At 45.9% G+C, this 24,602-nt stretch carries 23 protein-coding genes; 3 read left to right on the top strand and 20 right to left on the bottom strand.

Annotated features, from left to right (window positions below; translation table 11 throughout):
* Window positions 1–157 precede the first annotated feature (157 nt).
* Both DW694_RS00115 and DW694_RS00110 read left to right on the top strand, forming a co-directional pair.
* Window positions 158–1,222 (top strand): LacI family DNA-binding transcriptional regulator, encoded by a 1,065-nt coding sequence (locus DW694_RS00115; RefSeq protein WP_118752345.1) that lies wholly within the window; start codon window positions 158–160, stop codon window positions 1,220–1,222.
* A gap of 3 nt (window positions 1,223–1,225) precedes the next feature.
* Window positions 1,226–2,242 (top strand): LacI family DNA-binding transcriptional regulator, encoded by a 1,017-nt coding sequence (locus DW694_RS00110; RefSeq protein WP_118752344.1) that lies wholly within the window; start codon window positions 1,226–1,228, stop codon window positions 2,240–2,242.
* Window positions 2,243–2,427: 185 nt separating this feature from the next.
* Here DW694_RS00110 and DW694_RS00105 read toward each other — a convergent pair whose 3' ends face one another.
* The 13 genes from DW694_RS00105 to trxB form a co-directional block, all read right to left on the bottom strand.
* Window positions 2,428–4,911, bottom strand: coding sequence for a transglutaminase domain-containing protein (locus DW694_RS00105; protein WP_118752343.1), 2,484 nt, complete (start codon window positions 4,909–4,911; stop codon window positions 2,428–2,430).
* A complete protein-coding gene (locus DW694_RS00100) occupies window positions 4,911–5,657 on the bottom strand; it encodes a copper homeostasis protein CutC (protein WP_118752342.1) in 747 nt (248 codons plus the stop codon). The genes DW694_RS00105 and DW694_RS00100 overlap by 1 nt, the downstream gene beginning before the upstream one ends.
* 28 nt (window positions 5,658–5,685) lie before the next feature.
* Window positions 5,686–6,447: a DeoR/GlpR family DNA-binding transcription regulator gene (locus DW694_RS00095; protein ID WP_015525379.1), complete on the bottom strand. Its 762-nt coding sequence runs from the start codon at window positions 6,445–6,447 to the stop codon at window positions 5,686–5,688.
* Between the two features lie 420 nt (window positions 6,448–6,867).
* Window positions 6,868–8,181, bottom strand: a complete 1,314-nt coding sequence (locus DW694_RS00090) for a M28 family metallopeptidase (protein ID WP_118752341.1) — start codon at window positions 8,179–8,181, stop codon at window positions 6,868–6,870.
* Between the two features lie 205 nt (window positions 8,182–8,386).
* Window positions 8,387–9,076 (bottom strand): C40 family peptidase, encoded by a 690-nt coding sequence (locus DW694_RS00085; RefSeq protein WP_118752340.1) that lies wholly within the window; start codon window positions 9,074–9,076, stop codon window positions 8,387–8,389.
* Between the two features lie 730 nt (window positions 9,077–9,806).
* The gene (locus tag DW694_RS00080; protein WP_118752339.1) at window positions 9,807–10,664 is read right to left on the bottom strand and encodes a YitT family protein; all 858 of its coding nucleotides are present in this window, start codon (window positions 10,662–10,664) and stop codon (window positions 9,807–9,809) included.
* A 178-nt stretch (window positions 10,665–10,842) separates the two neighbouring features.
* Entirely contained in the window at window positions 10,843–11,685 is an 843-nt protein-coding gene (locus tag DW694_RS00075; protein ID WP_118752338.1) for a Cof-type HAD-IIB family hydrolase, read from the bottom strand.
* Window positions 11,686–11,845: 160 nt separating this feature from the next.
* The gene (locus DW694_RS00070; protein WP_118752337.1) at window positions 11,846–13,525 is read right to left on the bottom strand and encodes an alpha-glucosidase; all 1,680 of its coding nucleotides are present in this window, start codon (window positions 13,523–13,525) and stop codon (window positions 11,846–11,848) included.
* A 199-nt stretch (window positions 13,526–13,724) separates the two neighbouring features.
* The gene (locus tag DW694_RS00065) at window positions 13,725–14,555 is read right to left on the bottom strand and encodes a PTS system mannose/fructose/sorbose family transporter subunit IID (RefSeq protein WP_118062548.1); all 831 of its coding nucleotides are present in this window, start codon (window positions 14,553–14,555) and stop codon (window positions 13,725–13,727) included.
* Window positions 14,552–15,367: a PTS sugar transporter subunit IIC gene (locus DW694_RS00060; protein ID WP_118062547.1), complete on the bottom strand. Its 816-nt coding sequence runs from the start codon at window positions 15,365–15,367 to the stop codon at window positions 14,552–14,554. The genes DW694_RS00065 and DW694_RS00060 overlap by 4 nt, the downstream gene beginning before the upstream one ends.
* A 49-nt stretch (window positions 15,368–15,416) precedes the next feature.
* A complete protein-coding gene (locus tag DW694_RS00055; protein ID WP_118752336.1) occupies window positions 15,417–16,448 on the bottom strand; it encodes a PTS mannose/fructose/sorbose transporter subunit IIAB in 1,032 nt (343 codons plus the stop codon).
* 434 nt (window positions 16,449–16,882) lie between these two features.
* A complete protein-coding gene (locus DW694_RS00050) occupies window positions 16,883–17,920 on the bottom strand; it encodes a LacI family DNA-binding transcriptional regulator (protein ID WP_270427410.1) in 1,038 nt (345 codons plus the stop codon).
* Entirely contained in the window at window positions 17,907–18,845 is a 939-nt protein-coding gene (gene trxB, locus DW694_RS00045) for a thioredoxin-disulfide reductase (RefSeq protein WP_114001924.1), read from the bottom strand. The genes DW694_RS00050 and trxB overlap by 14 nt, the downstream gene beginning before the upstream one ends.
* A 168-nt stretch (window positions 18,846–19,013) precedes the next feature.
* Between trxB and DW694_RS00040 the strand changes: the two genes are divergently transcribed.
* The gene (locus DW694_RS00040; protein ID WP_286186684.1) at window positions 19,014–20,786 is read left to right on the top strand and encodes a DUF885 domain-containing protein; all 1,773 of its coding nucleotides are present in this window, start codon (window positions 19,014–19,016) and stop codon (window positions 20,784–20,786) included.
* Window positions 20,787–20,796: 10 nt separating this feature from the next.
* On the opposite strand, the gene DW694_RS00035 is transcribed toward DW694_RS00040, so the two are convergent.
* The 7 genes from DW694_RS00035 to DW694_RS00005 form a co-directional block, all read right to left on the bottom strand.
* Window positions 20,797–21,078: a hypothetical protein gene (locus tag DW694_RS00035; RefSeq protein WP_021651190.1), complete on the bottom strand. Its 282-nt coding sequence runs from the start codon at window positions 21,076–21,078 to the stop codon at window positions 20,797–20,799.
* 5 nt (window positions 21,079–21,083) lie between these two features.
* Window positions 21,084–21,497, bottom strand: a complete 414-nt coding sequence (locus DW694_RS00030; RefSeq protein ID WP_242981939.1) for a thioesterase family protein — start codon at window positions 21,495–21,497, stop codon at window positions 21,084–21,086.
* 66 nt (window positions 21,498–21,563) lie between these two features.
* Window positions 21,564–21,794: a hypothetical protein gene (locus DW694_RS00025; protein ID WP_059086280.1), complete on the bottom strand. Its 231-nt coding sequence runs from the start codon at window positions 21,792–21,794 to the stop codon at window positions 21,564–21,566.
* A 237-nt stretch (window positions 21,795–22,031) separates the two neighbouring features.
* On the bottom strand, window positions 22,032–23,360 hold the full coding sequence (locus DW694_RS00020) for a transposase (protein ID WP_118752335.1): 1,329 nt from the start codon (window positions 23,358–23,360) through the stop codon (window positions 22,032–22,034).
* A 45-nt stretch (window positions 23,361–23,405) separates the two neighbouring features.
* Entirely contained in the window at window positions 23,406–23,837 is a 432-nt protein-coding gene (tnpA, locus tag DW694_RS00015; protein WP_021651194.1) for an IS200/IS605 family transposase, read from the bottom strand.
* Between the two features lie 7 nt (window positions 23,838–23,844).
* Window positions 23,845–24,282, bottom strand: coding sequence for a hypothetical protein (locus DW694_RS00010; protein WP_147420716.1), 438 nt, complete (start codon window positions 24,280–24,282; stop codon window positions 23,845–23,847).
* A gap of 15 nt (window positions 24,283–24,297) precedes the next feature.
* A complete protein-coding gene (locus tag DW694_RS00005; RefSeq protein WP_059086284.1) occupies window positions 24,298–24,513 on the bottom strand; it encodes a hypothetical protein in 216 nt (71 codons plus the stop codon).
* Between the last annotated feature and the right edge of the window lie 89 nt (window positions 24,514–24,602).

The raw sequence follows: 24,602 nt of genomic DNA, 5'->3' as shown, positions 1-24,602 counted from the left end.
TAAACGTTTCATTTTTATCAATTTTATGTACAATACACTCGTTTTTTCTGATACTTTATGTGTAAAAAATGCCTTGTGTGTTGAGGCATTTTCTTTTTCATGATATAATATGAAAATACTATATTATCTGTAAATGCATCAGAACCGGAGGCTTTACATGAACGTTACAATCAATGATATCGCCCGTGCGACAGGCCTGTCCACCGCAACGATCTCCAAATATATAAACCACAAAAAAATACGGGAAGAAAATCGTATCCTTATAGAAAAGGCAATTCAGGAGCTTGGATATACCCCAAACCGGAATGCCCAGCTTCTCCGTGCCAAAAACACACATACCATCGGTATCCTGATCTCAGATCTTGGTAATTATTTCTGGGGCGAGCTTGTCAACTCCATTATCAAGCATTTCACAGATCATGGCTATACAGTTATTGTCTGTTCCTTCTTTTTTGAACATCAGAAGGAGATCGATACGATACAGGATATTATCTCCCAGCACTTTGACGGAGTTATCATGCTCCCATCCTGCTGGCATGATGACCTGTACCAGCTTTTACAGAATGCTGGCATACCGGTTGTACTGCTCGATCAGATTCCTGCTTCCATGAGACATTTTCCTGTAGACTGTGTCATTTCTGATAATTACAAAGGCGGTGCACTGCTGGCAGAGCACCTTTTGGAAAAAGGCCACACAAAGGTCTGGATCATGGAACAGTATCTGGACGCCTACACCATCGAGCAGCGGATCCAGGGCTTTGTGGATGTATATCAGAAAAATGGCATTGACCTTCTGAAGCAGCAGGATTCTTTCCCCCCTGTTTCCTTTGGTTCCACTGCAGAAACGATCACCCAAAGCAACCTGCATTTCCAGAAGCTTATTGATTCTTCCGATCCCCCTACTGCTGTTTTTTTTGACTGCTATCTCTCCGCAATGGGTGGTTTAAGCGCTGCCAGCCAGGCACGGATTTCCGTTCCTCAGGATATTTCCTTTGTGTGCTTTGACGATGATCCGCTTTTCAAGACCATGAGTGCGGCTATGACCTGTGTCTCACAGGATCTGACAAGCATAGGGAAACATGCTGTGGAATTACTTTTAAAAAGGATCCATGGAGACTATACGGATTTTCCAAAAATAGACATGCTGGATGTTGTATTCCACCCGCGGCGCTCTGTAAAAGACCTGTCCGAACACAACAGTACAGCATCCGGAAAGGATTGATTTATGAGTGCAACCATCAAGGACATTGCCAGAGAAACCGGTCTGGCACTGGCCACCATTTCAAAATATATCAACGGCGGAACTGTACGGCCGCAAAACAAAAAGCAGATCGACGAAGCGATCCGGAAACTGAATTACGTTCCACGAAATACGGCCCGGGGACTTCGTTCCTCCAAGACTTACCGTATCGGTCTGGTATCCGGTCCTCCCAATACTCCGCATAATGCTTTTCTTCTGAGCAAAATAGAAAACACCATGCGCGCTCACGGTTATTCTCTCACATTTATGAGCGGCGACAAATATAAGGATCATGTCAATAAATTCGTCCCTCACATGCTCCGTTCTGGGATCGACGGCCTTATCATTACCTCTTTCAGTCTGAACCAGGACATCTGTTCTGCTGTGGAACACGCCAAAATCCCTGTTGTGGAGCTGGAAGAACACAGCCATTTCCACCGTACAGACTGTGTACAGACCAGCTGTACCTCCGGAGCCTATGAGATCGTGGAGCATCTGATAAAAATGGGGCATCAGAAGATCGCCCTTGTCACCGGTTCTCCTGCATCCTATACCGCATGCGAACGAAAAAAAGGCTATCTCCGGGCACTGGAAGACTACGATATTCCTGTTAACCCCGATTATATCATCGCTGAAAATTACGCAAACGACTTTGGATATCAGGCAATGCAGAAATTATGGAATCTTCCGGAACGTCCGACTGCCGTATTTTCTGCGAACTATACACTATGCCTCGGTATTTATGAAGCGATCTACAGCCTTGGCATCCGGATCCCGGAAGACCTGTCTGTTGTCTCCTTTGATGATTTTGAACTGTCCATGCTGCTTTCTCCTCAGCTGACCGCTGTCCGTCAGCCGCTGACCGGTCTGGCAGAGCAGGCCTGTGATCTGCTGCTTCGCAGAATGAACGGAGACTACAGTGATTTTCCAAGGACGATACGCCTGAAGCCAGAATGTATCTACCGGGATTCCGTGCGTGATCTCTTTTCTGATGCTAAGTAATGCAAAGCAACTTTTATTACGGCAATTTCGGGAAGCACAACAGGCATTTTCATTCCGATCTGCCCGCATATTCTGAGCATCTGAACCACTGCAATAATTTCACAGCTTTTACAGGGGGCACAGACCGTCACCGACACAGTCGATGATACGGCCTGTGTTCCTTCTGTATATATCCGTTATATCTGTCACAGCAGTCTCAGCAGCATATCTCCGGTTCCCACATTGTATCCGCTGGTTGCATAGATCCCATTCAGACTTCCGTTTGTCACAATGATCAGCGGAAGCTTATCCGGATCTACGTACATTCTTCTTCCCAGTGTATTGATGATCTCTGAAAAATCATCATATAAGATCTGAACATTTCCAAGCTTACCCAGTGCTCTTGAAAGGGTAGGGGTCTCCAGCGCTTTTTTGCTTTTTACTACAAAAATGATCCTATTCGCATATCGGGAAAAAGCTTCTTCCTGCTCCATCATCTCATTTAAGATATGCTCCGTCGGTTCTTTCTCCTCTTCCAGAAACGCCAGGATATGCTTCCCATCTGCCGTCAGTTCTGACGCCTTCACGGTGCTTCCATCCTCTTTTCTGAGAGTAAATTCCGGTATAGAAATATTCTCCAGCATGTCTTCCAGGTTTGCATTCCGAAATGCCAGCTCCACCCTCTTCATTTCTCCGATCTGAACCTCAAAACAATATTCCGCTGCAAATATATTTCCATTTGGCAGTCTATTTGAGGTAAGGATCCTGTAATTTCCCGCTTCCAGCGGCAGCTTCATCATCTGATCTCTGAAATTTTCGGCTTCCAGCTTCCGTGTGATATATTTTCCGGCTTCCAGTTTTGCAATGCTCCAGTTCTGGAAATATTTCCACTGTATATCCTCACTTGCCTTCAGAAGAATCGATGCGTTTTTCTCCGTTTCCGCAGATACCGGGATGAATTTTCCGTTTTTCATATACTCCATGGAACGGTCATGAGGGTTCAGGCGTGCCGGAATTCCCAGCGTTCTCGCCATTGCCACAAAAAGGATCTTCTTTGACAGAATGCTTCCTGTTCCCGTTTTCAGACATCCGGACGGCGTGGTGATCACACTGCTGCGTTCTTTCTCCGGGCTGGAAATGATCTTATCCTCAATCCATTTCCGAATCTTTGCCGGATCCTTTTGCAGCATATTTTTCTCTTCTTCCGACAGCTGCTCAAGGATCGCTTTTCTGTATTTCTGCAAAACTTCATCGTCAACTCTCGGGTTCAGTACATATGGTACAAAAATATCTGCATCCATGTTTTTTTCATACGGCAATGCAAATTTCAGATGCTCCTCCAGAACCTGGCTGATACAGTCTGTTCTGTCTTTCTCTGTGAGGACTTCAAGGAGTTTTTTTCTCATTGAAGAATCTCCGGTTTCTTTTTCCAGGAATTTCCGACACTCCGGATTGCTCAGGTTTCTTACCTTCTGTTCCCTGTAAGCGTTTGCCTCTGCCAGACGTCTGCTGCCTCTTTCCTTCTGCTCCGGTGTTGGCATATCTTTATTTACAGGTGCATCATGAGGTGCGATCATATCGATTTCCGTCCACTCCTCATAAAAAATACCCTTTTCCTTTCCTACGGGCATCAGACAGATCTCACAACAATCCTCTGTTTTTGTATCCATGCTGTTTTCTGCATGCAGCCATTCTCCATCTGCATACATCCTTGCAGAAATATGAATACTTCCAAGCCCTGTTGTCAGGCTGACTTTTCCCAGACTGTCGGTTTTCAGTTCTGCGATCGGGGCATATTCCGAATAATTCAGCACCTCAAAAGAAACTTCTGCACCTTCTGCCGGTTTTCCATGTGAATCCTTTACGGACACAGTGATCTCTTTTGTCAGTGCATATCGTTTCAGCTCGTTGAGCATAGTCACCATACCATCTTTGCCGATCACTTCTCCCTCCGGGATCCTGGTATCAAAAACTCTTGAATGGACCATCATAGCCCTTGAGGAAGCGTTGGTAAACCATCCCTTATTCAGGATCTCCTCCGGCTCACAGGCTCCCAGAAAATACCAGCTTCCATCACACCAGATTTCCACCCAGGCATGATTGTCATCACAATGAGACCACTTTGGTGCATATACCTGACGGGCAGGTACACCAACACTTCTCAATGCATTAACGGTAAATACAGATTCCTCTCCGCATCTTCCGTTTCCTCTGCGGTATACGGCAAGTGCAGACAGGGTACGATCATCTGTACAATGATAGGTAGCCTCCTGTGCACACCAGTAGTTCACCTCCAGGGCAGCTTCCCGGAAGCTCATTCCCTCAGTTCTCTCTCCGATCTCCCTGCGGAAAAATGTACGGCAGGGTGCGATCTCCTCCTCATTTACTCTATGAAACAGCACATAATTCAAAAAGATTTCCTCCGGTAGCTCTGCCACCCCGGAGTTTTCCTTCCATAAATGTACGCCATTCTCCGCATAATCCAGAAATACTTCAAACGCGTAATTTCCGATATCACTGTACGGCATGAACGCATATAAATATTTGCACGCCAGAGCCACTTCGTCTGTGCATTCCGCAAGCTTTTTATCAATCTCCGCAAAAGCCTGCGGTAACCCCATCACCTGCTCCCGATATTTTTTTTCAATCCGATCACGGTTTTCTTTCAGAAAAATCTTCCCCTCAGCCATTATAATTCCTCCAGAACTTTCTTTGCAGCACGAACATTTTCAATATCTGTACGCCATATCTCATATTCACTGAATGTCGGAAGTCCCATATTGACACCTTCCTTGCGAAACTGCATCGCACTGTCCGTTACAACCTTGCCGCTCATATGATAAGCCTTGATCCCGGTAAGAGGATAAAGCTGGCGGATCACTTCCGCACCGACGCCACTCCCCGCCTGGATGGTGATACGTCCCTGACTCCTGGTTTCCAGTTCCTTCAAAAGCTCCGCACCCTGAAGGCAGGTATTCTTCTGTCCGGAGGTAAGGATCGTATCGATTCCCAGCGAGATTGCCTGTTCCATAGCCTCGATCGGATCTGCGCACACATCAAAAGCCCTGTGCAGCGTAACAGACATATCTCCCGCCGCATCCATCAGCTCTTGCATCTGTTCCATATTCAAGGTGCCATCCGGTTTCAGGATACCTATTACAACACCCTCCGCTCCCATTTTGCGGAAATCCTTTACGGCATTCCTTATCATAGAAAATTCCGCATCTGTATAACAGAAATCTCCAAACCGCGGACGGATCAGCGCATGGATCCGGATATCTGAACGCTTCCTTATTTCCTCAAAAAGCCATGGGCCGGGAGTTGTCCCCCCGATGATCAGATTGCTGCAAAGCTCCAATCTGTCCGCACCACCCTCGGCTGCTGCCATGGCGGATTCCACAGAATCCACACAGGTTTCCAGAATATAGTCTTTCATGTAAAAATCCCCCTTTATTACTGTCTGCTCAGAGTAATTTCACTCCGGTATTCCTCAGTATGTTCACAATGGTATCATCCGGAAATTCATCGGTAATGATCCCGCTGATATCATCAAAATGTGTATATTTATAAGATTCGTTAAAATAAAACTTCTCTCTCTCCATAACCACATATTTATGTCTGCTACTCTGCACTGCCGCCTTCTTGGTCAATCCATCCTCCACTCCGGATGTAGTAACTGCAAAATCTGTCATATCCACGCCACAGCTTCCCAAAAATGCCCGGTCAAAGCTGTACTGCTTGATCACCTCAATGGCCGCAGCTCCCATAAATCCGTTCACCGAACGGTACATAGTTCCCCCTGTGCCTATGGCCGTGATGGACGGATTCGCAGCAAGGATCTGCAGGATATCGATCATATTGCTGACAACCACAACATGCATACCCGACGAAGCGATAAGCCTTGCCAGCTCTATATTTGTAGTGGAAACATCCAGAAAGATCGTTTCGTTATTTTTGATCAGCTTGAAGGCTTTCGCAGCGATCACTTTCTTCTTATCAAGATTGTACATACGCCTGTCTACTACGTTTCTCTCCAGAGGATACTCCTGTGACAGGATCGCTCCGCCGTAAGTCCTCTTTAATCTGCCTGCATTTTCAAGAATCTTGAGATCCTTGCGGATACAGTCCTCCGTAACCTGAAACATCTCGCTTAATTCTTTGACCCTGACTTTTCCTTTTTCGCGGAGACATTTCTCTATTGCATTCTGTCGTTCTTCTGTAAACATGGTCCTATCTCCTCATTCCTGATTTTTCTGTGATAAAAGTTCCAGAAATCAATACTCCGCAAAACAATATCCGGCGCATTGATCCCTGGAAAGCCTGTGATTTCAGTATAACAGTTCGATATCTTACTGTCAATTATTTTGTATTATTTTTTATTGTTTTATCGTATTTTGATCAAATCAAGTAATTCCACTGGTTCAATTGCGAACCTCCGCTTGCCCCCTGTTCCTGGAATCCCTTACAAAGCTGCAAATATCCCCCTGACTCAAAGCCACATGTTCCCTTGCGGAATTATAAAGGTCAATAAACATTGAAAATATTGAATAACTTATGAGGACTTGTCTGTACTCTTCTCGAAACAGACAAGTCCCCACAGTTCCATAACAAATATCCAGTTATGAGCAGATAAAATCAGATTTTTACTATCTGCACATATATTCATCCAGCTCTCCGATAAATTTCTCCGGCATCTTTCTCTCAAATGGGAAAACCTCCGCATTCCCCAGTTCATCTGCAATACATCCCAGAAGGATTGCACTTCTCTCCAGCGACCAGGCAGACAGCAGATCAATAGTATCATAACGGGTATGCATGCCAAAACCATCCCGGTTCAGAGTCATGGCCGGAATTCCCTTCCATGCAAAAGAATTGGAATCACTTCCCCAGATCTGATTCTTCACAGACGCTCCGATCCCTGCTCCGTCAGCGATCTCAAGAAGCTTATCACAAACAGAAGCCTCTCCCGTCACTCCCAGAACATTTCCTCCGATCAGCTGCCCGGCCAGATCTACATTCATATTAAAACGATGCGCTCCAAGCTCACTCTCATGAACTCTGATATAATCCCGGCTGCCCAGCAAACCCTTCTCCTCAGCACCAAACCACACAAATTCCATAGTCCTGCGCGGTCTATACTGCTGAAAATATCTGCAAAGCTCCATGATGATCGCTGCCCCAGCCATATTATCATAGGCCCCCGGTCCCTCCGGCACCGAATCATAATGCGCCGTAATCGTCAAGATCTCATCTTTCTTATCCGTACCTTCGATCCTCGCCACTACATTACGGGATCTGCACGCCGTCACATCCTGTTCCACAACTAAGCACACCTCAGACGCACCCTCCGTCACCAGCTCCACTGCATCCTTATAATGAAGATTCGCCCCCGGAATCCTGCCACTATATTTTTCCTGCATCTTGTGAATATCCTCTGCAGACTCCGACAATCCTTCTGTCTCTTCTGCTGCATCCCCCGGAAAGATCATCGGCAGGCTGCGCTGACAGGGAACCCTGTCCACTCCTTCATCCAGCGGAGAACCCTCCACACTGATAAAACCAACAGCTCCGGCGCTCACCAGTCTCTGATACACATCACCACTCACCCGGCCATTCACCATAACGATCTTACCCTTCGCCCGTGAAAGACTGACAGCATCTCCATTCTCCACATACAAAAAATCCGCTTTCAGACCTTCTGCCCCAGTATTTCCACATCTTCCATACCCTGTCACCACATACTCCTTCTGATAAGGCTCCACAACCTTAAGCACCGCTCTGTTGATCCGAAAGCCCCAAAAATCAAACTCCTCCATCCGATTCTTCACTCCGAAGCTGTCCAAAGTATCACGGATCATCTTCGCCGCCTTCACTTCCCCCGCAGTACCCGCTTCTCTGACAAAATCAAACCCTGTCAAAAACTCCATCTGCCGCCTGCCACTGATTTCCTTCGTATTCATACCCCCACAACCTTTCTGAATTTTTTCCAAGTCCCACCCACTGCTTATTGCTTTTCGCAACCCGCAGGAGACTTACTTGATTCGGTTAAATTATACACTATTTTTCTGCAAAAAAACTGCCTGCAGCTATTTTTCAGCCAACCCGGCCAAAAAATCTCCGCAGACAGTTTATATTTCACATCTATAGATCAACCGTATCTATATCCTAAACCACAAACGAACCAACCGCAGCCGGAGTCCGGTAATCATAGTCGGAAACCTTAATCCCTGTAGCCGCTGTACTGGCGTGAACGATCTTGCCATCACCAATATAAAGAGCCACATGATCAATACAACCCTCACCATAAAAAACCAGATCACCAGCCTCAATATCCGCAACACTCTTCTTCTCAGAAGCCGCACACTGAGCCGCAGCAACACGAGGAAGCTCATACCCAAATTCCGCAAACACAGACATCACAAACCCCGAACAATCCGCCCCGTTAGTCAGACTCGTACCGCCATAAACATAAGGATTCCCCACAAACTGCAGCGCAAAATCCACAATCCCCTGCCGCATCTCCAGACGCGCAGCCTCAGCAGCCTTCCGCTCCTCTTCCGCCTTACGCGCAGCCTCAGCAGCCGCTTCAGCCTCAAGCCTCTCCTGTGCGATCACCTCAGCCTCAGCCTTCGCCTCCTGATACCCCTGAACCTCAGAAACCGTCTTATCCGCCAGAGCACTGGCAAAAGCAGAAATAGAATCCGCACCATCCGAAAAATCATCCTCAATAGAAAGCTCCTCCACATCTCCATCAGACACAGCACTGACACCATCCACATCCGCAAAAACAACAGAAGGAACCACACCCACAAGAACAGCACTCAGAACAACAGCAGCAAATTTCTTATAAAACATAAACAATAAAACTCCTCTCAGAAAACCACGCAGCAGCACCCACCCATTCAGGCAGACATTCACAATCCACTTCGCCACGCTCCTCATTCGCCATTTTGTTACATTTTTATTAAATTTGTTACGTAAGTGTGTATCCTACCATAAAAACCCCCACCTGTCAAACCCCTTTCACAAAACCTTCACACACCAATCAGCCATCCAGCACAGCGACGATGGCTTCCACAAGAAACTCAGCCTTTCCTCCCAGCCATCCAGCGCAGCGCTGATGGCTCATCCAACTCCCGGGAATCCACTCAATCCTCCAGCCCTCATCAATCCCCACTTCCGCCAGTCGCCCCACACCCCCACCACTACCTCCCGCCCGGAACCGAACAGCCGGGGAGACGGGTGCCGGTTTGCTACGACTCTGCAGGAGGGGAGCTGATTCTTGGCTGGCGGAAATCTGCGTTGTTTTTAAAAAGTCCGCTGTCTGAGCGGCAGCAAGCCGCGAGTTCGGACTTTTTAAAAACGGTTTTAGCAGAATTCCGGCAGCCTAGAAGCCAGCCCCCGACGAAGCCCGGAGCCAACCGGCACCCGTCTCCCCGGCGTCCGGCATCCGCCATCCACCATCCACCACAAAAAAGAGCGCTCCCGCAGCCCATCCAGCCCGCAAAGAACGCTCTCCTAATTTCCATCAGCTTACAATCATACACAATCACCTACGATCAGCATACAATCCCATACGATCGCATCAAATATAACTCATAAACCCCTTCCCAACAACCTCACTACTCTTAGTAACCATCAAAAACGCCTGCGGATCCACCTCATCAATAAACCTCTGCAGAAGCACCGCCTGTCTCACATCAACAACCGTCAGAATAATCTTCTTATCCTTATGCGAATAAACACCCTCCCCATGATAAACCGTAGCACTCCGATCCAGCCCATTCATAATAAACTCACAGATCTCATCCGGCTTACTGGAAATGATCGTAAAATACTTATTCAGCTTCATCCTCTCAATAGACTTATCGATCATCAACGTCTTAGCCATAAGCCCCAACACAGAACAAAGCCCCGTAGTAAGATCAAACACCATAAACGAAACAACAACGATCACACAATCCACTGCAAACAATGCACCCGAAATATTCATCGTAGAATACTTCTTAATGATCATCGCCACAATATCCGTGCCACCACCCGAAGCATTCTCAAAAAACAGCAGCGCCGCAGCCAACGCTGGCAAAATGATCGCAAAGCAAAGCTCCAGCATAATATTCCCCGTCAGCGCTCTGTCCATAGGAAAAACCTTCTCAAACACATTCAGAAGCAAAGAAGAAACAACCGTAACATAAGCCGTCTTCACTCCAAAATCCCGGCCAAGAACAATAAACCCGATCACCAGCAAAATCAGATTGATCACCAGGTTGATCTGCGCAGACGTCATCGGAATAAAATGCGAAAACACAACCGCCATACCCGAAACACCACCAAAGGAAAAATTATTCGGAAACTTAAACACATAAATCCCCACATCCATCAGAACAACAGCAAATGTGATAATGATATACTCCATCACACGCTTCGGTATCAGATTTTTCATTAAAAAATATCCTCCTGATCTCCTCAAAAAATTTTCACTGGGAACTACCGGTCAAAGCCGGCAATCCCCTCATCCTCTTCGTTTATCATACCTTATATCACAGAAAATGAAAATAAAAAAAGACAGAGAAAAATACATTTCCCTGTCTCTTATGTCAGCGATCACGATCGCCCACAGCTTACAGCCCGAAAAACCTCTCCAGAAATTCCGCCACACCATCATGATCATTATCTCCGGTCACCTCATTGGCGGCATCCTTTACATACTGTTTGGAGTTGCCCATGGCAACACCAATGCCCGCACCCTCCAGCATTTCCAGATCATTCTCATTATCTCCGAAAGCGATCACATGCATCCGGTCAATACCAAGCTTTGTGCGGAGCATGGCAAGACCCACACCCTTGTCCACACCTGCAGCATTAAACTCCGCATTGCCGCTGATGGAAGTGGTCACTGCCACATCATCCAGATCCTTCCATTTCTCGCGAAGTTCCCTGCTGTTCTCCATATCATCAAAATAAATATTGATCTTCTCTGCCTGATCCAGAATATCTTCCTGATGATAAAAATCCTTAACATATTTATGTCTGCTGAGAAAATAATCCACAAAGGTTTTCTCCAGCAGATCTTTGTCCGCTACAGATGCCACATAATCTCTGGCATCCGCATCGGAATAGGCGATCCCATTTGCATAAGCCTCTGCGATCCAGCCTTTTGCACCGCTGTTTTCCACCTCTTTCAGGATTTTTCTCACCATTCCTTTTGGCATGGTTTTTCGCCAGATCATCTCATTTTTATCGTAATCCCAGACAACACAGCCGTTTTCCACGATTCCCCATTTCACACCCCGGAGCACAGAAAACTCCTGGGGAATCAGCTCTCTGGTCCTTCCGGTTGCCGGCACCACATAATGTCCGTCATCGATCAGACGTTGCAGAACATTTCTGTTCCTTTCAGAGATCTTATTCTCGCTGTTCAGAAGAGTTCCGTCCATATCCACTGCAATGATATATTTTTCCATAAATTCCTCCTGTTTGTCTTCTCCTCACAGGCAAAAAGCGCATCTGCACTGCACCCGTATATCCTTTGGCAGTACAGATACGCACAAATACTCATACCTGCTCTCTGTAAAGCGGAGACTTTTCTTCCACTTTACTACTACATATACAACAGCTCAGGAATTACCGGATCCTCATCATAAACGCCTCGTACGGTCTTAAGTCCGCTTTGATTCCTGTTCTGTCCTTATAGTTTGCAATCTTAATATCCTCTTTATCGGACACATATTTCACAAGACCTTCTGTACTTACCGTATCCTCAGAAAGGTTTGCCACCACGATCCACTGCTCTTTGTCGGAGGTTCTTAAATATGCAAAGATCCTCTCATCTTCCGGAAGAAGGAGCTGATAGTCACCTTCTGTGAGAAGCTCTTCCTCATGACGAAGACAGATCAGATCCTTATAATAATAAAACACGGAATCATTTTTTTCCAGAGCTTTTTTTACATTGATCTCCTGGTAACGATCAGAAATGCGGAACCATGGCTTACCGGTCGTAAATCCTGCATTTTCGCTGTCATCCCACTGCATCGGAACCCTGGCATTGTCACGACTCTTGTTCCATACTGCCTTGCGAAAATCATCCTCAGAAATGGTTTTGTTCTTAACGACAAGATCCTGATATGCATTACGAACCTCGATATCCTCGTACTCCTCCAGCGGAAACTGCACGTTTGTCATACCGATCTCCTCTCCCTGATATACATAAGGAGTTCCCTGCATACCATGGAGAACGGTAGCATAAGCCTTTGCACATTCCTCGCGGTAAGTAGTATCATTTCCCCATCTGGAGATCACACGTGGCTGGTCATGATTTTCAAAATACAGAGCATTCCAGCCCTTGTTATAAAGCTTGTTCTGCCACTCACTCATAACACGTTTCAGATCACGGAGATCAAAAGGCTTCAATTCCCACTTGCGGTTTACAGAGCCCGGAATACGGTCGATGTTCATATGCTCAAATGTGAAGATCATATTCAGCTCCTCACGCTCCGGATCTGTAAACAGTCTTGCAACCTCCGGTGTGGAGCCCGGCGCCTCACCTACCGTCATACAGTCATATTTTGAAAGCACCTCCCGGTTCATCTCATGGATAAACTCATGAAGTCTTGGTCCGTTGCTGTGATATTTTCCTGTATAATACTTGCGGTCATCCGTTTTCGGGTAATCCGGGAAGGACTGATCCTTGGAGATAGACGCGATCACATCCATGCGCCATCCATCAGCACCTTTATCCATCCAGAACTTCATCAGATCATAGATTTCCTTACGGACAGTTTCATTTTCCCAGTTGAGATCCGGCTGCTTTCTGCTGTAGAAATGAAGGTAATACTGGCCACGCTCTTCGTCATATTCCCAGGCACTTCCGCAGAAGCTGGAACCCCAGTTGTTCGGCTCACTGCCGTCTGCTTTCGGATCCTTCCAGATATAATAATCACTGTATTTGCTGTCTTTTGACTTCCGGCTTTCCACAAACCATGCATGCTCATCGGAAGTATGGTTGACAACAAGATCCAGAACGATCTTGATACCATGCTCATGAGCTTTTTGGATCAGCTCATCCATGTCCTCGTTACTTCCGAAACCTGCGTAGATCTTCCGGTAATCACTGATATCGTAACCGTTGTCGTCCTGTGGGGAGTCAAAAACAGGACTAAGCCAGATCACATCGATCCCAAGGTTCTGAAGGTAGGGGAGCTTTTCAATAATACCCCTGAGATCGCCAAAGCCATCTCCGTTGGAGTCCTTAAAGCTTCTTGGATAAATCTGATATACAACGGAATTCTTCCACCAATCTTTCATTTCTTATGTCTCCTTTATTTTGCATTGAGCAGATATTTATAATCCGTATTTGCTGCTTATTTATATCCGGTCAGGTGTTCTTCAACTGCCCTTTTTGCGGTCAGTTATTTCGATATAACTTTTTTTAGGCTTTTTTATAGGCGGACCCTATACGGCCCGCCTTTTCATAATTCTGATCTTTATTCCTTATCCTTAAGGCTTATGCAATTCCAAGAAGAGAGAGAAGGATGCTCAGGATGATAACACCAATGATCAGAACTGTGATGCTGATATTTTTCTTTTTCAGCAGATAGTAGCACAGAAGAGTCAGTCCAAGAGGAACGATGCCGACAAAGATCTGGTCCAGCATGTTCTGGAGATTCAGAACAGATTCACCCTTCATGGTGAGTTCATAAGTGGAATTAAAGGTTACCATGCTGGCAGTCATGCCGCCGACCATGATCAGACCTACAATGCTGGCAGCCTTTGTCAGGATGTTCATAAGACCGCTTGCATAAACCTTCTGGATGTATTCGGAACCAAGCTTGTATCCCAGGAAGGTTCCGTAATATTTCACAAGAATAGACGGAATATTGAAAAGAAGCAGGAACACGATCGGTGCCAGAACGTTTCCGGATGCACCAAGACCTACTGCGATCCCGGCCGCGATCACACGGAGAACGCCCCAGAAAATGGAATCACCGATGCCGGCCAGAGGTCCCATCAGAGAGGATTTGACTGCATTGATAGAGCTTGCATCAAAATCCTTCTGCTCGCTGTTTTTCTTCTCCATGGAAGCTACAAGACCCATAATGAAAGTGGAACAGGTGATGGTTGTATTGAAATAGGACATACTTCTTGTGAGGGCTGCTTTTTTGCCCTCCTCATCATTTTTGTAAAATTTGTTGATAAACGGCATCAGGGAATAACAGAAACCGGAAGCTCCCTGTTTTGCCGGGCTTACTGCCGCATACAGAGTGAAGGAACGCCAGAACGCTTTTCTCAGCATTTTTCTTTCATCTGCAGGAATGGATTTCGTTAAATTACTCATGAGAAAAATTCCTCCTCTTCTTCATCAAGATATTCGTCAGAACCACCGGCTGGTGAAGCTGCCACTCTCTGTGCCGCAAGCTGGTTCAGCTTGTAATCGTTCATACCAATGGAAATGGCAATGATCACACCGATCACGGCAAGGGCGATCAGCGGAAGCTTTAAGTATGCTGCAAGAACAAAGCCCAGGAAATAAAACATACAGATCTTGTTGTCCCAGAGCATCTTCATCAGCATTGCCATACCTACTGCCGGAAGAAGTCCGCCGCAAACTGTCAGACCATTCATAACAACATCCGGGATGGCATCCAGAAGTGCGCTGACTGCGTCAGATCCGAACAGGATCCCGAAGAATGCAAACAGAGAATATAAAAACCAGTTTACAGCCCAGAGCCCATAGTGAAGAGCAACGATCTGTTTTTCTTTTCCTTCTGCTGCCAGGCGGTCAAAGGTTTTTGCAAACATACCTACAATAAAGATATAAAGAACTGTTTTGATCTGAAGACCAAGGATACCGATAGGAAGTGCCAGTGTCAGGGCAACCTCAGAGCCTTTGCCAAGCATGATGGCAAAAGCAGTTCCTACAGCTGTGGCGATTCCGGGCTCTGCCGCAGAAGCACCGCCGATATTTACAACTCCCATGAAAACAGCTTCCAATGAAGCTCCGATGATAACTCCTGTATGAAGATCTCCAAGCAACAGACCTACCAGCGGTCCGATGACGATCGGACGGTTCAGCATGGTAAATCCGATCAGCTCTGCACCGCCGACGCAGATAAATACGGCAAGTGCTACAAGAAATGCATTTAACATTTTTTCTTTCCTCCCTTTTTTGTGCTACGTTTTATTTATTCAGTGGATGTCAGTCAAGCTTGTCCAGTATATCCTTCACAAGCTTCTGCTCATCATTGGGTACCTGCTGCATACAGGCCTTCGGATCAAGAGCCACCAGCTCTTTCAGTGCCTGCTGTTCTGCTTTTGTCAGCATGATAGTCGGGGTCAGGACAAGCTTCTCGGAAACATCGACCCCATCAAAACGTCCCGTATTTCCTACATTGAGAAATCCGATCTCACCAACACTTTGTCTTATCTTCAGAGCATCCTTTACCGTTCTTGTCAGAACCAGAATACGCATCCTGGATGCCTTCGGATTGTTTAAGATACGAATGGCTTCATCCACCGGTTTGATCAGCGATTTGATTCCGCCCGGTACGGCCATTTTCAATGCCATCTTCTGGGTATTGTCGTTGGCTGCCTCATCGTTGGCTACCACGATTCCCTGTACTGCCAGCTGTTTGGTCCAGGTCATGGCAACCTGTCCGTGGATCAGACGGTCATCTACACGAAGTGCGGTGATCTTTGCTGTGGAATTGTCATAGGACTGGGGAGCCAGAGCTTTTTTCGGTGCGGATTTTTTTGCATACGATGCAGCACCTTCTGAAATCTGCGCAGTATTTTCGATACCCTGTGCAGTATCTTCTTCAGCATTTTTTTCAGATGTGGATTTCTTTCCACCGCCAAGGTCTACCATCTGAAGCTCTTCTCTGGCATCATCGATGAACTCCTGGATCTCCTCCTCTGTCACATCGTCATCTGCCATCATGACCTGCATCAGGACCGGAAGGTTGGTTCCTGTAATCAGTGTGACATTTTCTTTCTGGCTGTATCTCAGAAGCTTCTGATTTACGCTTCCTCCCATCAGATCTGTGAAAACGAAAATCCTGTCGTTTTCATGCTGTGCGAAATATTCTTCAAACTTTTTCTCCACATTGTCTTCCGGTGTCACATAAGCATCAATGGTTGTGATCTCAGCCATTTTTCCAACAATCAGCTCTGCTGTATAACGAATGCCGGAGGCCATTTTTCCATGTGTGGCGATCAGAATCTGTTTCATCTGGTATTCACTCCTTCTGTACTCTTTCCCTTTGGTTATGTACCTAACCTTTATGTTCACACTATAGCATCAAAGTTAGGCTGTGTAAATAGGTTATGTACATAACCCATCATTGCAACAAGTTCAAAATCATGGTTTTGTGCAGGTTTCACATAGAACAGCAAATGTTTATTATCCACATCTTCAGCACGAACCTACACAGGATAACTCTTTTACGATTTCAGGTAAATTTACAAAAAGCCGAAAATACTCTGACTGTCAGACACTGACAGTTCCCGTATATTTCGGCTTTTGATATCTTTATATCTCAGATTTTCTGTACTCTTTCTCTGTACTCTTACTATATTGAAAGTCCCGATTTTCTGTTTTTCACAGTTCTGCAGTGACTTCTCGTATCTACCCCCCTGATCAGATCAGGTACATTCTCTGCAGACTTACTTTTCCTCATGCTGCGGCTGTACAGATCTCCTGGGGATCAGCGTGACCGGAAGCATGATCTCATTTTCACGCTCTTTTTCCACTCCATTGATCCGTTCCATCAGAATTTCCACTGCAAGAGACGCCTTCTGCTCCACATTCTGACTGATAGTAGTCAGACGAGGCACGGAAAATTCCGCATAGCTGATGTTATCGTATCCTGCAATTCCGATTTCCTCCGGAATCTTTACTCCACGACTGCTGAAAAAGCTGATAGCCTCCAATGCATAGAGGTCCGACAGGAAAAACAGTGCGGCCTTTGGTTTTTTCCGCTGGAGCAGCCACGCATAGCTTTCTTTTCGTTTGGCGTAGTTCATTCCAAGAGCAGTAAACTGCACCTTCTGCTTTTTCTTTGCAAGATCCTTCGCCGCCCGCTGAGCGCCCATGTAACGAAGATGATCCACACCATTATCACGGCCTGCACAAACCTGGATATGCTCATAGCCGCATTCCAGAAGATATTTTGTCATAAGATAGCCGCCACTTTCGTCGTCCAGTCCGATATTCAGGACATGGTTTTCCTGGCCTGCATCAAGCTCACCATATGCATCAATAGAAACGATCGGTTTGTTGATCAGCTGATAGATTTTTTCGCAGTTGCTTTTGCTGAAGGAAATGGCAATAACACCATCTACATCCCAACCCATGACCATCTGGAATATCTTATCTGTATCCTTTGCGGAATACAGCATCAGATAATATCCCAGTTCCTGCACGTATTTCTCGATAAAACCGATGATCTTTCCATAAAAAGGATCTCCGATGATAGAATCCTTGAAGTCTTTATGATAATTGATCACAACTGCGATCAGCTGGGATTTTTCTTTATTCAGAACTCTCAGTCCCATTTTCTGGACATACCCCATCTCCCGGATAAGATTCTCGATCTTCTGAATATTGGCAGGAGATACTTTTTTTGTTTTTCCATGTATGACGTTGGAAACAGTTGTTGTACTCACGCCTGCTCTTTGCGCGATTTCCTTAATCGTTGCCATTATCTTTCCTCCAGAGATATTTCTGTGCGGAAGCCACTGCATTGGCTCCGTCTGAAACAGCAGTTACTATCTGGCGAAGTGCCTTGGTACGAATATCCCCCGCTGCAAAAACCCCAGGTGCGCTGGTAACACCCTCCTCTCCTGCACAGATATATCCATTTTCATCCAGCTTGAGCTGGTCCTTTACAAGTGTCGTATTAGGAACGATCCCCACAGCAATGAAAACACCTTCTGCGGTCAATTCCCTCTCTTCATTTGTTTTTATATTACGGATCTTAAGACCGGTCACTTCATCCTGTCCCAGAATCTCAAGGGGAACACTGTCCCACACCATTTCTATATTCTCACAGGCAAAGACTTTCTCCTGAAGTGCCTGATCTGCTCGAAGCGCATCACGGCGATGAACAAGATATACCCTTTCACAGAGGCCGGAAAGAAAAACTGCATCCTCTGCTGCCACGTTTCCTCCCCCCACTACCACTGCGGTCCGATCCTTATAAAAAGCTCCGTCACAGGTAGCGCAGTAGGAAACACCAAGGCCGCTCAGATCATCCTCTCCCGGGATATCCAGCTTCCGGTGCTCTGCCCCAAATGCAAGGATCAGGGCTTTCGCCTGATATTCATGCTTTTTTGTACGAATCGTCTTGATCTCTCCGGAAATATTTTCCAGGGAAAGAATCTTCTCTCGCTGCGGTTCCAATCCCAGCTTCCGGGCATGTGCCCCAAAGGCTTCTCCGAGATCCATGCCCGATATCCCCGGCATTCCCGGATAATTATCCACCGCATAGGTAGCTGTGACCTGACCGCCCGGTGCAAAGTTTTTATCGATCCATATGGTATTTAACCTGGCCCTGGACGCATAGATCGCTGCCGTGATCCCTGCCGGACCTCCGCCTAAAATTGCAAGATCATAAATATCACTCATGTTATTTCTCCATTTTTGTATATTTCCGCTCACATAATATCATAGATTCCGTAATTTTCCAATATGATAGAACAAAGCGCCACTCTGAAAGGACGTTACTGTTTGCTTCGAGACCATCAGCACTCTCCACATGGTATATGTCTGTAAACAGTAATGAAAGACTGTCTTATGTCTCTTAAAATCAGGAAAAATAAATCTCCTATTATCATCACTCTGCTTCTTATCCTGGCACTTCTCATCGGCCTTACTGCCGGTTATTTTTCCACTCACGGGATCACAGAAAACGGAAAATTCGAAGCCTTTTCCGGAAAAGTTTTTCAAAATGAAGTTTCCGGCAGCACCCTTACCCTCCATTATACCCTGGCACATCCGGAAAAACAGGGTATCCGGCGAAAAAAAGCTTCTCTTGGCACTGTCCCCACAGATATGAAAAATACATACCAGATCTGCAGCCAGTACGAAAAAAAGCTGAAATCCTTCCGCTACAGCCGCCTTTCCACGGAAAATCAGCTGACGCTGGACTCCATGCTCCTCTATTACCACACGGAAAAATCACTGGGCGACAATTATCTGCTTCAGGAGCCTCTTGGCCCAAGTCTTGGTATTCAGGCTCAGCTTCCGGTTCTTCTGGCGGAATATGCCTTTTATGAAGATCGTGATATCACCGACTACCTCAATCTTCTCACCACCATCCGCCCATACTTTCAGAGCATCCTGAAATTTGAAAAAAAGAAATCCGAAGCTGGCTTCTTTATGAGCGATACTACCCTGGACCGGGTCCTTGCACAATGCAGTGCTTTTATCCAGAATCCCGACAACAATTATATGCTGGAAATTTTCCAGAAAAAGCTATCCGAATATGGAAAACTTCCTTCCTCAGAGCAGAACGCTCTGGTCCTGACCCACCAAAATCTTATGAAAACAGAAGTCATCCCAGCCTATCAGGAACTTATGACCGGTCTGGAAGCTTTGCGTGGCACAGGAAAAAACACTCGTGGCCTGACTTATTTCAAGGGAGGAAAAGCCTACTATCTCTATCTTCTTCAGAGTCAGACCGGCTCTTACGTTCCTGTAAAGCAAATGGAAAAACGACTCTCCGGACAGCTTTCCGACGAGATCGGCATCGCAGGAACCATACTTCGACAAAACCCGGAGCTTCTGACTACTCTCAGCCGGGGAATCACTTTCAGAGAAATAAAGCCTGCCCAGATGCTGAATGCCTTGCAGCAAAAGATCCAAACAGACTTCCCACCTCTCACAGATGTCACCTTTGAGCTCCGCACAGTCCACGATTCCATGAAAGAATATCTAAGCCCCGCCTTTTATCTCACCCCACCTATGGATACCGGAACCCCCAATGTGATCTACATAAATCCGGCTGCCAACTACCAGGGTCTGGAGCTTTTTACCACACTGGCACATGAAGGATTTCCGGGGCATCTTTACCAGACTGTCACCTTCCAACGCCAAAAATCCTCCAACATCCGAAATCTTCTCTGCACCTCCGGCTTTGCAGAAGGATGGGCCACCTACATCGAACCCTATGCCTACCAGTACGCCGCCGATTATATTCAGGATCCTTCTGCCACAGAGCTTGCTAGGATCTCCTGGCTGAACCGAAGCATCAATTTATGCATGTACTCCCTTCTGGACATTGAGATCCATTACAACGGCTGGACTCAGGCCGAAGCCGCCAGCTTTCTAAAAGCCTTTGGTATCGAAGACAGCGCCGTTGTCTCCGAGATCTACCAGTATATCCTGGAAACCCCGGGAAATTATCTGAAATACTACTGGGGCTACTTAAGTCTTCTGGACTTATGCACTTCCGAACAGAACCGCCTTGGCCAGGACTTTGATCTGAAAGCTTTCCACAGCCAGGTACTGAAGATTGGTGGTGTACAGTTCCCGGTGCTGGAGAAGTATATTGATGCGGAATTTTGAAACTATTTTTTCACTCCAACCCAGCAAAAAACAGTTCATAAAAATCATCCTCACCCTCAAGCATCGGAGAATTCTCTCCGCCGCCATTGGTACTCCTCTTCATCGCTGCATAAAATTCCTCACCAGCTGCGATCAGATCCATCTCATAAACCGGAACCCCAAGCTCCCGGCACTTCTTACAGAAAGCAGCCAGCGGCGCTTTCTCCCTGCGGGTAGCAAGCAACATCTCCCGAAGCGCCGGGTCCCTGCGGGCCTTTTCCTTCAGATTATCAAGCATCTCCACAACTTCCATCAGACTCAATCCCCCTTCACACAGCTTCTGAACAGCACATCCAGTTCCGGAATCTCTTTTTTCAGAGAAACCAGCTCCCCATTCCTGGTAAAACAATGCTTCGAGGAAGCCTCTGTACAAACCTCACTTCTGGTCACATTAAAAAACTCATAAGCCAGCTCCAGAACCACACCACTGTACTTCTTCACCGAAACCGAAATCCCAACTACATCATCAAAAAGCACCGGCTTCTTATAAGAAACTGAAACCTCTGCAACCGGAGAAACAATCCCCCGCTTCTCCACCTCACCATAACCAAAGCCCAACTCCTTCATGAAATCGATCCGAGCCTCTTCCATCCATTTCACATAATTGGAATGATGGATGATCCCCATCTGATCCGTCTCATGATACTGTGCCTTACGCCTGTAAACACCCATGTTTATATCCTCTCTTCTGTAAAAATCTGACATTTGTCACCAGTAACAAAATATCCTCTTTATTTCTCACAAACCATACTCTTTATACAACTCCCTGCAAGCCTCCGCACTGTCTATGATTTTCCCAATCTCATCCATTCGACCATCCGCGATCAAACGATTGATCAACATCCTCATCCTCGTTTCTCCAATAGCCTCGCCCTCTGCTTTTCCTTCTGCTTTTCCAATAATTTTCCCACGTGCTTCTCCCAGCTCAAACAAGCGTTCCGATTCCAACTGTAAAACCTTTCCACCCATAACTTCATCTACTCCTTGATTTTTTCTTCTTTTCGGAAAATGTAATCTGATATCCTTACAATCAATCTAGTGGATCTCACATGACTAAAGTCACATGCTCCTCAGTCGCTTTAAGCGACAAGGCTAAATATCGGCGGATACGCCTGTAGCTTAGGATATGCACAGTCATGCGCTTTTTCCATGCCAGATATGGCAGGTTCCCACACTGCAGGTAATCCGCTGTATATCTGCCTGTGTTTATGCTGCTCTTAAGAGTTCCATTTCTGAAAATAGTTCTCTTAAGTCCGCATATACACATGAGATCCTACGCTTTACTGAAGGGACTTTTGCCTCCAGCAAAGACCTTTCCGTTGCCGGAAGGGGTTTTAAGAGTTCCCGGATAAAATATCTTGCTCCAATATTATAGGACGCCGAAAGATCACAGTTATATCTTTTTCCATTCTGGAATGTACATAAACTGTGATTGCCTGGATCACGGACAACTGTTCCCGACCCATCACAGGCAAGCCTGCTGGTATTCCATGCACAGATCCTGGATATCCGCATCCCTCTGCGATGCGCCTGATGTTCACATCTTATCTGGATATCCCTTTTTCTCCACAAATGCAGCTTCTGTTTCTTTCTTCCGGATATCTTTCCTTTTGTTTCCAGATACTCAAACACGATCACATCCGCGTGGTTTTCTTCCGCATATCCTGCAACTGCTCCTGCGATCTTTCTTCCAAGTTCTGTGTTAAGACGCTTCGCATAAGCCCATCTGCTTTTCACCTGTACAGGACCATGTTCCCGCTGGAACCTGCGTATCCGTCCCAGCACACGGTACATCCGGTCTTTTTCACTGGGAAAATCAATAAATTTTCTTCCCAGGACAGTTCCATCTGACCGCATAATAGTGCAGACTGCATCCGTATTGATCCCTAAATCCACACTGCAGATGATCTGTTCTTTTACAGGTGCCTTTGTAAGCGGCACCTCTTCTGTATAAGAAAAACGCAGGAAGTATTTACGATGCCTTTTTTCCAGCACGGGAGCTGCTGTTCTTTTTCCCGCCCAGTATTTCCTCAGATATTCCATATCTGTATGGCTGAGACTGACCCGGAACCATTTCCAGTCATGGCCGTCATAAAGTTTCAGGTACGCTCCATCTTTTTCCTCCGTATCTTCACGGTACATCACATCACGGTAAAATACCGGCATAGCATGATTACCACACACCAGCTTCGGCGTGCCGCCTTTCTTATCCATTTTTTTCCACAGTTCCAGCCTCGTCTTATATGAGGATACGCTTCCCAAGGCATGCTGGATAGCTGCCCTTCTGAGATAAGAAGGCATCTTTGGAAATCGCAGGTCAAAATCAAACCTTGCCTGATTCTTTTTTGTGGTATGCACCAGATGTTCTGCAGTATTGAAACGTTTTTTAGGTTCCGTGATCACTGCCAGTTCATCCCATGCCTGGGCATAGATCTCAATCAGGCAGCTGACCGCAGAACGATAAATATCCAGTGTCTGGCGGATCGGGATATTCTGTTTTCGCAGTTCTACGCCATAACTGGATACTGTCCTCATCTTTTTTCCTCTTTCTTACAAATATAAAAAACGAGTTCTTTCAGATTACTGTTTTTCTTTTTGCCCTTCGATATAAGAACATACCTGTTCCCTGCTCCTGTCACTTACCGTCACTGCACAATAAGATGGATTCCACAGATGCCCTCCCCAAAGCTCCTTCTTCAGTTCTGGATGCACAAGAAACATCTGCCTGGCAATGTTCCCCTTCATGATCTTGATCATATCCGAGATATAAAACTGTGGTCTGCAATCTACAAGCAGATGGATATGATCCGGCATAACCTCCATTGCCAGAATCTGAAATTTATATTCTTCTGCAAGGTCACAGAGCATTTCTTTGCATTCTGCATCAATACCATCTTTTAAAACTTTTTTCCGATATTTTGTACACCATACCAGATGGTACTGCAGTGAATACACATATCCTCTACCATATGAAAGTCCATTATTATTGATATTAAATATATTTTTCTCCATGTTTTTATTATACCATACGCAAGAAGAGTTTACAAACATTTGTTCTGTTCATTTTCAAAAATAGTGCGTCTAACTCATCACTACTGAAGTAACGAGAATGCGACGCACAGTTATTCAATAATCTTCGTAGTTTCTCAGAATCCTCACCTATTATATGCGCCGACTCCTCGTATCTCATTACATAAAACGGAAGTAACATCAGTAAATTCTTCTCAAAAATGCTATCCTTTGTATAACGCTCCACCTTCACCGTCGGAACACGATATACACACACCTGCCCATCCGGAAGCAGCAGCTCCACTTCCTCAACATCCGGCGTATTCTTCGTAGATCTTAAATAAATTACACATGATCTCGGAAACTCCACATAAAACTTCCGTCCTACTCTCCGCCTACTCTCCAAAGCAATCGCAAAATCATACTCAAACATCCTGATCGCCATCATAGTATCATCCGCACTCTAACACTCAATATGATACACCTTATCCCCGATCAACAGCCGGGCATCCGTGATCAATTCCCCATCCTCCAGCTGATGCTCATTCCGAAGATGCACAATCTTTACATTCTCCGGATACGAAGTATGAAACACCTCATTGATAAGCGGAACGAGCAGGTAAGTCATCCTCTCCACCATTGTCCGGAAAACATCGTCAAATATAGTATTGTTATTCATTAACACTCCTACTGATATATAAATTATACCACACAAAGAAAACTTGACACTCCCCACAGCTAAAGCAGGGGGATTCTTGCTTCTCCCAC

Source organism: Ruminococcus sp. AM26-12LB, assembly GCF_003480785.1.
In the GTDB taxonomy this organism is placed as follows: Bacteria; Bacillota; Clostridia; order Lachnospirales; family Lachnospiraceae; genus Blautia_A; species Blautia_A fusiformis.
The sequence above is the reverse complement of the archived record's forward strand: the minus strand, read 5'-3'. Positions and strand labels throughout refer to the sequence as shown.